The sequence below is a fragment of the Micromonospora sp. WMMA2032 genome, assembly GCF_002688545.1.
In the GTDB taxonomy this organism is placed as follows: Bacteria; Actinomycetota; Actinomycetes; order Mycobacteriales; family Micromonosporaceae; genus Micromonospora; species Micromonospora sediminicola.
The window spans coordinates 5,312,201-5,325,428 of record NZ_CP024052.1 but is presented as its reverse complement, the minus strand read 5'-3'; the positions used below and the strand labels follow the sequence as shown (position 1 = coordinate 5,325,428).

The window sequence follows — 13,228 nt, the reverse complement described above, 5'->3', positions numbered from 1 at the left end:
TCGATTTCCGCGCGCCTGGGTATCCCTTCCCTGTCATGCGCGGCCTCCGCGCCTGGATCAGGAGGTGCCATCGTGAAGATCCTGTCCCGCCGGAACCCTCCGGCGTCGAATACCGATGTGAACGGCGACGGCGTGGTGGACGCCCGCGACGGGAACACCGCCGCGGACGCGCCGGCCGACCGGCCGGTGGTGACCGACCGGGACGCCACGCAGACCACGTACCGCAGCGGCGCGACCGCCACCGAGTCGGAGCGGGCCGCCGAGGCCGACCGGGTCGCGGACGCCGACCGGGTCGAGGTCGCGGAGCGGACCGGCGAGCCGGAGCGGCGGGCGGCGCAGCGGGCCGCCGCGGCGCGCGCGGTGACCCGACGCCCGTCGGGCTCGACCGCGACGCCCGTCGACCCGGACCCCACCAGGGACCGCACCGTCGACCTGGACGGTGACGGGCGTCCCGACCGTCCCGTCGACCCGACCGTGGCCGGCCCCGTGGCCCGCCCCGTCGACACCGACGGCGACGGCCGTCCCGACCGTCCGGTGGACGCCGACGGCGACGGCCGTCCCGACCGCGAGCCCGACCCGGCGCTGACGAAGAAGCCGCGGGCCAGTTTCCTCGCCACGCTCGGCCTGATCGTCTCCGTGGTCGGCGCGCTGTTCGTGCTCTCCGGCACGCTTGCCGGCTACGGCATCGGGCTGGGCGCGGTCGGCGCGGTGCTGGCCGTCCTGGGGCTGATCGCCACCCGGCGCCGGCACGTGGCCGGGAAGACCGACGCGCTGATCGGCGTGGCGGTCGGCATCGCCGCCGTGGTGCTCGGCGTGGTGGCGATGACCGGCCAGTTCGACTGGCCGACGACCGACGGCGAGTGGGTGGGCCGGCTGCGCGAGTGGCTCGACTCACAGTTTGCCGATCGGTTCTGACGGGCACATTTCCGATCGCCGGCAGCGCCGGCAGCCCGACCAGCTCCGGTGGTTCACCGGCCGGGCACAACCTCTTTCGGGGGCGGCGGTTCGCCGCCCCCGAAGTTGTGTCCGGGGTACGGGCGGCCAGCGTGAGCTGTCGACGCAACGTTCCGTCGTGCCGAGCGGTCCAGACGCAACGATCCGCTGCTCGACGCACGTTATCGCGGTGGATGTCGTCGTACCGGGGCGCATAACGTTGGACCACGGCGCCAGCCCGTGGGCCGACCGTGGCCGGGCGCGCCCGACCCTGGGAGCACGACATGACGATGGACGCCACCCGCCAGCGCTTCCTCATGTGCCGGCCGACGTACTTCGCCGTCGACTACGCGATCAACCCGTGGATGGACCCGACCGCCCCGGTCGACGCCGACCTGGCGATCCGGCAGTGGGAGCAGCTCCGCCGGACCTACCTCGACCTGGGTCACGACGTCGAGCTGATCGACCCGGTCGCCGGGCTGCCGGACATGGTCTTCGCCGCCAACGGCGGCACCGTGATCGACGACAGGGCGATGGCGGTGCAGTTCCGTGACCCGCAGCGCGCCGACGAGGCGCCCGCCTACCGGGCCTGGTTCGAGGCCGCCGGCTTCGAGATGTACGACCCGAAGCACGTCAACGAGGGCGAGGGCGACGTCCTGCTGGTCGGCGACCACCTGCTCGCCGGCACCGGGTTCCGCACCGCGCACGCCTCGCACGCGCAGCTCCAGGAGGTCTTCGGCTATCCGGTGATCACCATGCAGCTGGTGGACCCGCGCTTCTACCACCTGGACACCGCGCTCACCGTGCTCGACGAGCGGACCGTGGCGTACCTGCCGGAGGCGTTCTCCCCGGGCAGCCGGGCGGTGCTGCGCCGGCTCTTCCCGGACGCGATCCACGCCACCATGGCCGACGCCGAGGTGCTGGGCCTGAACGCGGTCAGCGACGGCCGGCACGTGGTGCTGCCAGCGCAGGCCACCGACCTGGCCGCGAAGCTGCGCGACCGGGGCTACGAGACCATCGGGATCGACCTGTCCGAGCTGCGCAAGGCCGGCGGCGGACCGAAGTGCTGCACGTTGCGACTCCGTCAGGGAAAGGCGAGCAAGTGATCATCGACGACATGCTGCGGACTCCGTCCGCGGTCCGGGACGCGGAGCGTCACACGGCGCACAACTACCACCCGCTGCCCGTGGTGATCTCCTCGGCCGAGGGCGCCTGGTTGACCGACGTGGACGGCCGCCGCTACCTGGACTGCCTGGCCGGCTACTCCGCGCTGAACTTCGGCCATCGGCACCCGAAGCTGATCGAGGCCGCGCACGCGCAGCTCGACCGGCTCACGCTGACCAGCCGGGCGTTCATCCACGACCAGTTCGCCGACTTCTGCCGGGAACTCGCCGCGCTCTGCGGCAAGGAGCTGGTGCTGCCGATGAACACCGGCGCCGAGGCGGTGGAGACCGGCATCAAGGTCGCCCGCAAGTGGGGCTACCAGGTCAAGGGTGTGGCCCCGGGCCAGGCCAACATCGTGGTGGCGGAGGGCAACTTCCACGGCCGCACCACCACCATCGTCAGCTTCTCCACCGACGAGGACGCACGGGCCGACTTCGGGCCGTACACGCCGGGCTTCACCGTGGTCCCCTACGGCGACCTGGACGCGCTCACCGCGGCGATCGACGAGAACACGGTGGCCGTGCTGCTGGAGCCGATCCAGGGCGAGCAGGGCGTGGTGGTGCCGCCGGAGGGTTACCTGCCGGGTGTGCGCCAGCTCTGCACCGACCGGAACGTGCTCTTCGTCGCCGACGAGATCCAGTCCGGCCTGGGCCGCACCGGCCACACCTTCGCCTGCGACCACGAGGGCGTCGTCCCGGACATGTACCTGCTGGGCAAGGCGCTCGGCGGCGGCATCGTGCCGGTCTCCGCGGTGGCCGCGAACGCCGACGTGCTCGGCGTGCTCCAGCCGGGTCAGCACGGCTCCACGTTCGGCGGCAACCCGCTGGCCTGCGCGGTCGCCACCGAGGTGGTCCGCCTGCTCGCCACCGGCGAGTTCCAGCGGCGCTCGGCCGAGCTGGGCGAGCGGCTGCGGACCGGTCTGGAGGCGCTGCTCGGCAAGGGCCTCGTCGCCGTGCGCGTCCGCGGCCTCTGGGCGGGCGTCGACATCGACCCGGCGCTGATGAGCGGCCGGGAGGCCTGCGAGCGGCTGATGGAGCGGGGGGTGCTGGCCAAGGACACCCACGGCTCGACCATCCGGCTCGCCCCGCCGTTGGTGATCACCGCCGAGGAGATCGACCACGCGGTGGCGCAGCTCGCCGCCGTGCTGGCCGGCTGACTCCGTACGCGACAGGGCGCCGGGACCACGACGGTCCCGGCGCCCTCGCGTGCGACGGTCAGGGGCGCGGCAGCCGCATCGCCATGGTCGGCGCCTCGGCCATCACCGAGTTCGGGGTGTAGGTCGCGTCGCTGGCCATCTCGCCGGCGCGGCCGACCTGCACGCCCGGGTAGAGCTCGATCAGGTCGCCCTCGCCCAGCACCCGGGACTGCTGCGGCGGCAGCGGGATCCGCTCCGTCTCGACCATGGATCCGCCCGGTCGTACGCCGGAGCCGTTCGTGCTGATGTCGGTGACCACCACCTCGCCGCCGCGGCCCAGCGCGAACTGGACGTGGCTGCGGCTGATCCAGCGCCGGGCCTCGTCGTTGAGCCACTGGCCGAGCGTCACCCCGCCCGGCCCGTCCGGCGCCCGCCCGACCGCCACCGGCTCGGTCTCGGTGAGCGCGAAGCGCCGCCGCACCAGCCCGCCGATCCGCACCGCCAGCACCTCGCTGCGCGGACGCGGTCCGCCGTCGGAGAGCCGAGCGCCGTGCCGCGGACACGTCGGTACGCCGGTGCGCAGCGTGGGTGGCGGCTGCTCGGCCGGGGCACGGTCCACCGCGGCCAGGTCGGCGAACGCGCCGCCACCCCCGCCGCCGCCGAACAGGGCGCACCCCGGCTCGGGGCAGCGCCACTGCCGGGAGAGCACCTTGACCCCGGCCGGCGAGCGACTGCCCGTGGTCGGGTCCTGGCCGCCGCCGACGTGCGCGATGAAGACCGGACCGCCGGCGCCGGGCACCGGGGCGAGCACCCGGCCGGCCTGGCCGAGCCACGGGTAGCGGCCGACGAGCCCGTCCAACCGGGCCCGGGTGAGCACCGGCAGGCCGAGCAGATCGGCCACCTCCAACATCCGGTCACCGGGCTGGTCGAGCACCTCCACCAGGCCGTCGTCGGCCCAGCGGCGGACCACCATCCGCTCGTTGGAGGTCAGGTCCGCGTCGGACAGGAGCGCCCGGTGCACGATCGCGTAGACCGGGACGCTGTCCTCGCCGATCTGCCGGGACAGGGCGTCGATCACCATGCCGAGCCGCAACAGGCTGGCCGGGCGGCCACCGTCCAGGTTCTGCCAGCGGATGACCTCGGCCAGGTCGACCACGGCCCGGGCCAGCGAGGGGTCGGTGCAGACCCGCCCCTCGATGGCGTCCAGCACCTTGCTGATCTCGAATCTCATGCCGCGCTCCGCACGATGTCGTCGCCTGACCCGCCCGGGGCGATCCGCCCCGTTGGGCCGCGCGCCACCACCGTGGCGCGCCCTCCACCTGGCGACGACCCTACCGGCCGCTCCCGACGGCGGCCCGGTGCCGCCCGCCCGGAAGGGGCGCGCGCCACGGCAGGGGACGTCCCCCCGACGCCCCCTGCCGTGTCTCCCCCCGACTCAGCCCGTCCGCAGTGGGCGGCCCGCGTCGTGCAGGTGCGCCAACGCCTGCCGGTACGACTCGATCAGCCCGGTCTCCGCGTAGGGGATGCCCTGTTCGGCGCAGTACGCCCGGACGAGCGGCCGGGCCCGGCGCAGGTTGGCGCGGGGCATGTTCGGGAACAGGTGGTGCTCGATCTGGTAGTTCAGGCCGCCCAGCGCCAGGTCGACGACGCGGCCGCCGCGCACGTTGCGGGACGTGAGCACCTGCTTGCGCAGGTAGTCGAGGTCGTCCTCGGCCGTCGGCATCGGCATGCCCTTGTGGTTGGGGGCGAACGCACACCCCATGTAGAGGCCCCACAGGCCCTGGTGCACGGCGGCGAAGACCAACGCCTTGCCCGGGGACATCACCGCCAGGAGCAGTCCGACGTAGCCGACGCCGTGCGCCGCCAGCAGCAGCCCCTCCACCACCCGGTGCCGCACCGGGACGCGCCACCGGCCGTCCGGCTCCCGGCCGGTCAGCGCCCGGACGCTCGCCACGTGCAGCGCCAACCCTTCGAGCAGCAGCAGCGGGAAGAACAGCCACGCCTGCCGACGGGCCATCCACCGGCTCAGGCCCCGGGTGGACCGCGCCTGCTCGTGCGTCCAGACCAGCGCGCCGGCGCCCACGTCCGGGTCCTCGTCGGTGTGGTTCGGGTTGGCGTGGTGCCGGTTGTGCTTGTCCACCCACCAGCCGTAGCTGAGCCCGACCGCCAGGTTGCCGGCGACCAGGCCGGCCACCTCGCTCGGGCCGCGCCGGCGGAACATCTGCCGGTGCCCCGCGTCGTGGCCGAGGAACGCCACCTGGGTGGTGGCCACCGCCATCGCGACCGCCAGCGCCGGCTGCCACCAGGAGTCCCCGACCGCCGCCACCAGCGCCCAGCCGGCCAGGAAGGCGCCCAGGGTGAGGACGATGCGGACGGCGTACCGGCCGGGCCGCCGGTGGAACAGGCCCGCCTCGGCGACCCGGCGGGACAGGCGCGCGTAGTCGCTGCCCCGCCGCGCCCCCGGCGCCGCCAACGTGGAAGTGCTCATGCGGTGTCGCCCCCCGGTGCCGCGAGCCGCGCACGCCGCGCGACTCTCCGTCACCGATCCTCCCGACCTGAACACCCGGAGTTAATCCCGCACACCCCCGGATCCCCGGTGGTGCTACCCCCACCCGTCCCGTCGGGGGGTCAGGTCAGGCGACCGACCAGGGTGCGCAGGCGGGCCAGGTCGCGGCGGCGGCGCTCGTACGTGGCGGCCAGGGCGATCAGCAGCACGCCGCCCAGCCCGAGGAAGATCCAACGGGGCAGCAGGTCCCAGCCCCGGGCCAGCTCGTGCAGCGCCAACGGCACCAGCGTGGCCGCGCCCAGCACGACCGGGGCCTGCCAGCGCCGGACCGCCCCGCCGAGCACGACACCGAGCGCCACCACCCCGAGCGCCAGGCGTCGCCACGGCTGCGGCTCCCCGGACGCCAGCACCGAGACGAGGCTGGGCAGCAACGCCGCGCCGAGCCCCGGGCCGAGCGCCAGCCAACTGGTCAGCCCCGGCCGGTGCCGCAGCGCCACCAGACCGGCGGCGAGCGCGAGCACCGCCGCCGGCACGGTGTACGCCTCCAGCACCGTCACCCCGCCGGCACCGAGCAGCAGCCAGCCGCCGAACAGTTCACTTCCGGCCGCGCCGCCCGCCAGCGCCCGCCGCCCGGCCGGCGTCTCGCCCCGACGCAGCACCCGCAGCGCGACGACCGCCCCCCACAGCACGCACACCGCCGCCGCGTGGCGCAGCGCGCCCACGGTGAGCAGCAGTGCGAGCAGCGCCACCGCCTGGGCCGCCGCCTCCAGCGCCGGCGCACCGGCTCGGGCCACCCCGCCGGGCGAGGCGGCCCGCTCCCCCGGCCGCCCGCCCGCCGCCGGCACCCCCGACACGCCGCCGCGCAGCGATGGCACCGCGTGCAGGGTCACCGCCGCGACGGCCAGGACCGCGAACCCGGCGGTACGCGGCGGCAGCCCGGCGGCCAGCGACGCGGTGAGCGCGAAGCCGGTGGCCGAGGCGACCGCGCCCAGCCAGCCGGCGAGCCGGACCACGACCGGGCGCCCCGTCACCCCGGCCACGGCGCCGGCCACCACCAGCGCGCCCAGCCCGGCGAGCGTCCCGGCGCGGGTGGCCAGCAGGCCACCGAAGCCGGTCGCCACCAGGACCGTCCCCAACGGCGTCAGCACCGCCGGCAGCGCCGGACGCGGGCCGGCCGACGCGGCGACCAGCAGCGCGACGAGCCCGGTCCCGAACGCCAGCGCCGGCACCACCGGCCAGGGCGCCCCCGCCGCCGACAGCAGCACCGGCAGGGCCACCGCGCCGAACGGCGACGCGGCCAGCGCCGGCAGCCACCGACGCCCGCCCGGCGACGCGACCCGGGTGTACGCCGCCGCGGCGACACCCAGGAGCAGCAGCGCCAGCCCGGCCCGGGCCGCCTCCACCGGCGCCGCCGTGGCGGCGGGCACCCCGGACCAGGGTCGGACCGGCAGGTCCACCAGCACGGCCAGCGCCACCGGCGCGGCGATCAGCAGCGCGAGCCCGGCCAGCGGGAAGCCCACCGCGCGGAGGACGGGCGCCGGCCGGGCCCCGCCGCCGGCGGCCAGCGCCAGCAGCGCACCCGCCACGGCGTAGAGCCCCACCGGCTCCGCGCCCGCCCCGACCAGCGACCCGAGACCGACCGCGGCGAGCGTGACGGCCAGCCCCGCCGAGGCGTACCCGCTCAGGTCGGGCCAGGTGCGGCGGGCCGCCAGGACGGCGAGCACCGGCACCACGACGGCGGCGGTCCCGCCCCGCAGCTGCCACCAGGGCGGCGCGCCCAGGCCGAGCAGCCCGACGACCACCCCGGCCGGGACGGCGACCAGCGCCACTGCCAACGCGACGCCGGCGACGACCGGCTGCGCGCCCCGCCCACGCCGGCCGAGCGCGGCCACCGTCACGCCGAGCGCGGCCGACACGGCGAGCACCGCGCCCGCCCCGGCCGGCGCGGCGCAACCGACCAGCAGCGCGTGCCCGAGCAGCACCGCGCCGGTCGACGAGGCGACGGGGACGACGACCCGGCCCGGGCGCGGGCGGGCCACGGCGGCCAGCAGCAGCGCGGTGGCCGCCACCAGGTCGACGACCAGCACCAGCGGCCACGGCGTCGCGGCCACGGCCGGCACGGCCAGGGCGGTCAGCCCGGCGGCGACCGCCCCCACCAGCGGCCGGGCGGCCCGGGGCGTCAGCAGCGCGACCGCGCCGGCGGTGAGCAGCAACGCCGGCGGCAGCTGCCAGCCCCAGGACGGGGCCGGCGCGATCCGGCCGCCCTGCCAGGCCGGGAAGGCGACGGCCGCGCTCGCGGCGGCCACCAGCCCGGTGAGCACGACGGCGACCTGGCCCAGCCCGGCGGTCACCGCGAGGGCGCCCACCCGGGGGCCGGTCCGCAGCCCCGCCGGCAACGCCCGGACCGCTCCGGCCAGTACCGCCACCGCGAGCCCGGCCGCGAGCAGCAGCAGCCCGGGACGCAGCTCGGCCACCGGCCGCAGCAGCGCGGCCGCGAGCACCGGCACCAGCAGGCCGGCGGTCACCGCCCGCCAGAGCCGCCCGCCGGCCGCGACCGCGCCGGCGAGCAGGGCCAGCGCGACCACCAGCAGCGGGCCACCGGCCAGCAGCGGCGTGCCGGCGGCCCGGCCGAGGGCCAACGGCACCAGCGCGCAGCCGGCCGCCAGGGCCAGCGCCGCGCCGTGCCCGACCCAGCCGAGCACCTCGCCGGCCAGCACCGCCCCGGCGGCCGACCCCCCACCGGCGCGGGTCCGGCGACGCAGGGCGACCACCACCACGAGGTCGCCCAGCGCCGACGCGGTCAGCACCAAGGCCCAACCCGCCGCGCCCGGCCGGGCCGCCGCCACGGCCAGCGGCAGCACCGGCTGCGCGGCCAGCCACGCCGCGAACCACGGCCCGGTGAGGCGGCTGAGCCGCCCGTACCCGGCGGCCACCAGCGCAGCGGCCGCCGCCACCAGCGCGGCGTACCGGCTGCCCGGCCAGCCGGCCACCCCGAACAGGTTCACCGACCAGGCGGCGTACCCGTCCAGGAGCACCAGGAGCAGACCCACCGCGGCGATCGTCTCGGCGGTGCCGCGCAGCCCGCGCGCCCGGGCCACCAGCGGCGCGGCGAGGGCGACCACGGTGACCGCGAGCAGGATCAGCGCCCGACCGGCCACCCCGAACGCGGCCCACGCGACCGCGGTGAAGACCACCGCGGCGGTGCCGAGCAACAGTCCACCCAGGACGAAGAGCAGGCCCTGCACGGCCCGGGTGGAGGTCTCCGCGCCGCCGGGGCGGGCCGACGCGACGGGCGGCAGCGGTCGTACCGGCGGCGGTCCGGCGACGACCGGCGCCGGCGCGGCGACCGGACGCGGCGCGGGGATCTCCAGGCGGATCCGGGCGGCCAGCGCCGCCCGGGCCTGACGGACCGTGGAGAGCCGGCCGGCGAGATCCTGGTACGCGGCCCGGGCCGCCTCGACCTTCGGGGTCAGCGCGGCGATCTCCCGGTCCAGCCGGACCACCTCGGCGGCGGGCGGGTACGGCGGGCGGCCGCAGCCGCGGCATCCGGCGACGAGGTCGGCCGGGGCGCCGCAACCGGGACAGGGGTAACCGGTGTTCTCCACCCCGCCAGCTTCGTCGCCCCCGGGGCGGGCGGACAGAGTAGGCGTACCTAGGGACGGGTCTGCTCGCGCACCCAGGCGGTGTAGCCGGGGTTGCCGCTGTCCTCGCGGCTGACCAGGATCTCCGGCACCTCGTACGGGTGGTTGGCGCGGAGCTGGTCGACCAGCGCGTCCACCCGGTCCGGCGCGGTCTTGAACCGCACCGACCACTCGGCGGTGGTCTGGATCGCCGACTGCCACCAGTAGGTGCTGTCCACCGGCCCACCGACCTGGGCGCACGCCGCCAGCCGGCCGGCGACGGCGGCAGCCGCCAGGACGTCCGCCACCCCGCGGGCGTCCACCACCGTCGTCACCACGCAGATCTGCTCCACCAGCGCACCCTACGCGGACGACCGCGCCGCCGCCGCGAACCGCGCGGGAATCCGGTCAGGCGTCGGCCGTGTCGTCCCGGTTGGCCGCGACCCACCGGTCGATCCGACCCCACCAGTCGAACAGCCAGTCGACGCGTTCCTGCTTGCCGGCCGGGATCTCCTCCGGTGGGACGGACCAGAACCGCATCACGATCCGCTTGTCCATCGGCAGCTCGCGCCACACGTCCGCGACGGTGAGCATCTGGTCGAGCCCGGTGTGCGCCACGAAGATCACCCCGGCGTCCGGCGCGGCGTCGAGCGCGGCGAGCAGCCCGCCGGGCTGCGGGGCGAGCACGTGCTGCATGCGCTCGGCGCGCAGCGCCATCCGCTCCAGGCCGAGCGACCGCAGCCGGGCGATGGCGCGCAGCCGGCGCGACGGGGTGAAGTTGCCGCCCTCGGGGAAGATCACGAAGGCGTCGTCGTCGTCCAGGCCGGTGGCCAGGTGGCCGATCTGCCGGACCGCCGAGTCCCGGCCGTCCGCGCCGGGCGCGATGAAGCGGTTGGGCAGCCGGTTGAGCAGCACGTCGATGGCCGGGTCCCACTGGAGGCTCTCCTTGAGCACGATCCGGGGTTCCCGGTGGAACCAGTTCACCAGCGCGTGGATCAGGATGAACGAGTCACCGGGCCCGGCGTGCCGGCAGAGCACCAACTCGGGCCGGCCGGGCAGCGCGGTGTCCGGGTCGGTGCCGACCACGTCGATGCTCAGCCGCAGCGTCCACCGGGCCTGCCAGAACAGCACCCGCAGGAAACGGCCGGCGACCACGTAGTGGGCCCGTTGGAACGCCGGCGACCGCTTGTACGCGCCGAAGCCGGAGGCCACCCAGAGCAGGAAGAGGGCGAGCAGCGCGGCGGCGTCCCAGACCAGGTAGACGGCACCGATCCAGAGCAGTCGCAGCGGGCGCAGCCGCCCCGGCACCAGCGGCGACGCGGCCAGCGCCAGCAGCGCCCAGACCGGGAGCGTGGTCACCACGGCGACGGCGAGCAGCACCACGCCGGGTGCGAGCAGCAACCGGCGTAGCCAGCGGGGTGGCAGCGGCATCAACGCTCCAGCGCGGTGTCCAGGTAGCGGCGCGAGGCGGTGTACGCCCGGCTGATCCGCCGCCCCACGGCCGCCATGTCCCGGTACGCCCACGGGCTGTCGTCGCGCGGGTCCAGACCGCCGGTCGGCAGCACGTGCACCGCGACGCCGTCGGGCAGCGCCGCCATCTCGCGGGCGAAGCGGTGCCGGCGGGCGATCTCGAACGCGACCTGGGCGATCTCCCAGGGCCGGCGCGGTGGGCTCAGCTCGCGGTCGATCCGGCCCACCTGGAGCACGAAGATCTGCGTCGCGCCGGCGGCCACCGCCTCGCCGACCGGGATCGAGTTGACCACCCCGCCGTCGATGTAGTGCTGCCCGGCGATCTGGGTGGGTGGCAGCAGCCCCGGCACCGAGGCGGACGCGAGCACGGCCGGCACCAGCGGGCCCTCACTGAACCAGTGCTCGGCGGCGCGCTCGATGTTCGCGGCGCAGCAGCGGAACGGCACGGCCAGGTCGGCGAACGTGGTGCCCTCGCCCAGCTCGCTCTCCAGCAGGCGGCGCAGCGGGCGGGGCGAGTGCAGGTGGGTGCGCGCGGCGAAGCGGCGCAGCTGCCGGGCGACCGAGTCGCCGTACACCTCGCTGGCCTCCGGGGAGGCCCAGAGGCGGACCAGCCGGTCGGTCACCGCCTCGGTCGGGTCGGCGGCCACCAGGGCGCCGTTGACCGCGCCGATCGAGGTGCCGAGCACCAGGTCGGGTCGGATCCGGTGGCGGAACAGGGCCCGCAGCATGCCCACCTCGACGGCGCCGAGCACTCCCCCGCCGCCGAGCACGAACGCCACCGGACCACCCGCCATGCCGTTCATCCTGGCACGCGGCCCACAGCCCGGCCCGTCGGTGGCGGCGGGGCCGACCACGGCCGTCACGGACGGTCAGCGGCGGCGCGCGGGCCGCGACCCGGGATCGGACGGCCGTTGACAGGTCGGACACATTCCCGCAACCTGGTAGCGCTCCCGAGCCCAGGCAGGTGCGAGGCGATGGCGACACTGCAGGCCGGCCGTCTGCTGGCCCGGCGGTACCGGCTCATCGACCGGATCGGCGCCGGCGGCATGTCGGTGATCTGGCGCGCCCGCGACGAGGTGCTCGACCGGGTGGTCGCGGTCAAGGTCCTCGCCCCCTCGCTCGCCGCGGACGCCCGCTTCCGGGACATGGTGCGCGAGGAGGCCCGCTCCGCCGCCCAGCTCGACCACCCGCACGTCACCGCCGTGCACGACTACGGCGAGACGGTGGCCCCGGACGGTGCGATCACCTCGTTCGTGGTGATGGAGCTGCTCAGCGGCGAGGAGCTGGAGCACCGGCTGACCGAGGGGCCGTTGCCCTGGCCGACGGCGGTGGAGACGGGCGCCCAGGTGGCCGAGGCGCTCGCCGCGGCGCACCGGCTCGGCATCGTGCACCGGGACGTGACCCCGGCCAACGTGATGATGACCGGCAACGGCGCCAAGGTGCTCGACTTCGGCATCGCCACCCGGATCGGCGAGCCGGACGAGGACGAGGACGGCGGCACGTTCGGCACCCCGGCGTACGTGGCGCCGGAGCGGCTGGACGGCGCCCCGGCCCAGCCGGCCACCGACGTCTACTCGCTGGGCGTGCTGCTGTTCGAGACGCTGACCGGCCAGCCGCCGTACCCGGCGGACACCTGGGAGCAGCTGAGCGCCGCGCTGGCGGACAGCCCGGCGCCCACCCTGGACGGCGTGCCGGGGCTGCCCCGGCCGGTCGCGGAGATCTGCCTGCGCTGCCTGGACCGGGACCCGCGCCGCCGGCCGACCGCGCACCGGGTGGCGGCCGTGCTCCGCGACCAGCTGCTGCCCGCCGACCCGCAGGCGGCCACCATGCTGGCACCGACGATGACCCTGCCCGCGCTGCCCGCTCCCCCGAACCCGACGACGGCGACCGCGGCGACGCCGGGTCCCGCGCCGGACCGGCGACGCGCGCTCGCGTGGGCGGGGGCCGGCGTGGCGGTGGTCGCCGCCGCCGCGCTGCTGGTGCCCGCGCTCACCCCGGACCGGCCGAGCCAGCCCGGGGCGCTGCCGACCACCGCGCCGGTGCGGGTGCCGTCCACCGCGCCGGAGGAGACGGCCGGCACCCCGTCCACCGAGCCGACGCCGCCGGCCGCCACCGTCGGGCCGACCGCTCCGGCCGCCGACCCGGCCGACGCGGCCGAACGGGTCGACGGGCTGATCGCGGCCGGGCTGGCGGAGGGGCAGATCCGCGACGACGTCGGCGTCGACCTGCGCAACCTGCTGCGCAACGCGGTCGCCGCCGACGAGGGCGAGGTGACCGCCGCCGTGGACCGGCTCCGCGGCAAGATCGCCGAGCGCCGGCGCGAGGGCAGCATCAGTCCCGGGTACGCGCGGCAGCTCGACGCCGCCGCCGCGCGGCTGCTGGCCGGACCGACCTGACCGG

General features: G+C 76.6%; 10 protein-coding genes. 4 read left to right on the top strand and 6 right to left on the bottom strand.

The features are described 5' to 3' along the window. The first annotated feature begins 117 nt into the window (after positions 1–117). The 3 genes from CO540_RS24720 to rocD all read left to right on the top strand — a co-directional run bounded on the left by CO540_RS24720 (position 118) and on the right by rocD (position 3,253). Positions 118–915 (top strand): thrombospondin, encoded by a 798-nt coding sequence (locus tag CO540_RS24720; protein WP_253866179.1) that lies wholly within the window; start codon positions 118–120, stop codon positions 913–915. A gap of 308 nt (positions 916–1,223) precedes the next feature. Further along, positions 1,224–2,039 (top strand): dimethylargininase, encoded by an 816-nt coding sequence (ddaH, locus tag CO540_RS24715; RefSeq protein WP_172968071.1) that lies wholly within the window; start codon positions 1,224–1,226, stop codon positions 2,037–2,039. Then, positions 2,039–3,253: an ornithine--oxo-acid transaminase gene (rocD, locus tag CO540_RS24710; RefSeq protein ID WP_172968070.1), complete on the top strand. Its 1,215-nt coding sequence runs from the start codon at positions 2,039–2,041 to the stop codon at positions 3,251–3,253. The genes ddaH and rocD overlap by 1 nt, the downstream gene beginning before the upstream one ends. A 58-nt stretch (positions 3,254–3,311) precedes the next feature. Here the strand turns inward: rocD and CO540_RS24705 are convergent, their stop codons facing one another. From CO540_RS24705 to CO540_RS24680, 6 genes are all read right to left on the bottom strand, one after another. Continuing rightward, on the bottom strand, positions 3,312–4,463 hold the full coding sequence (locus CO540_RS24705) for an FHA domain-containing protein (protein WP_099163822.1): 1,152 nt from the start codon (positions 4,461–4,463) through the stop codon (positions 3,312–3,314). A gap of 204 nt (positions 4,464–4,667) precedes the next feature. Further along, positions 4,668–5,720, bottom strand: coding sequence for an acyl-CoA desaturase (locus tag CO540_RS24700; protein WP_099163821.1), 1,053 nt, complete (start codon positions 5,718–5,720; stop codon positions 4,668–4,670). A gap of 140 nt (positions 5,721–5,860) precedes the next feature. Beyond that, the gene (locus CO540_RS24695; RefSeq protein ID WP_099163820.1) at positions 5,861–9,343 is read right to left on the bottom strand and encodes an SCO7613 C-terminal domain-containing membrane protein; all 3,483 of its coding nucleotides are present in this window, start codon (positions 9,341–9,343) and stop codon (positions 5,861–5,863) included. A gap of 47 nt (positions 9,344–9,390) precedes the next feature. Continuing rightward, the gene (gene cutA, locus CO540_RS24690) at positions 9,391–9,711 is read right to left on the bottom strand and encodes a divalent-cation tolerance protein CutA (RefSeq protein WP_099163819.1); all 321 of its coding nucleotides are present in this window, start codon (positions 9,709–9,711) and stop codon (positions 9,391–9,393) included. A 55-nt stretch (positions 9,712–9,766) separates the two neighbouring features. Further along, positions 9,767–10,789 (bottom strand): 1-acyl-sn-glycerol-3-phosphate acyltransferase, encoded by a 1,023-nt coding sequence (locus tag CO540_RS24685; protein ID WP_099163818.1) that lies wholly within the window; start codon positions 10,787–10,789, stop codon positions 9,767–9,769. Continuing rightward, on the bottom strand, positions 10,789–11,622 hold the full coding sequence (locus tag CO540_RS24680; RefSeq protein ID WP_091571019.1) for a patatin-like phospholipase family protein: 834 nt from the start codon (positions 11,620–11,622) through the stop codon (positions 10,789–10,791). The genes CO540_RS24685 and CO540_RS24680 overlap by 1 nt, the downstream gene beginning before the upstream one ends. A gap of 180 nt (positions 11,623–11,802) precedes the next feature. Between CO540_RS24680 and CO540_RS24675 the strand changes: the two genes are divergently transcribed. Further along, on the top strand, positions 11,803–13,224 hold the full coding sequence (locus CO540_RS24675; protein WP_099163817.1) for a serine/threonine-protein kinase: 1,422 nt from the start codon (positions 11,803–11,805) through the stop codon (positions 13,222–13,224). Positions 13,225–13,228: the final 4 nt, after the last annotated feature.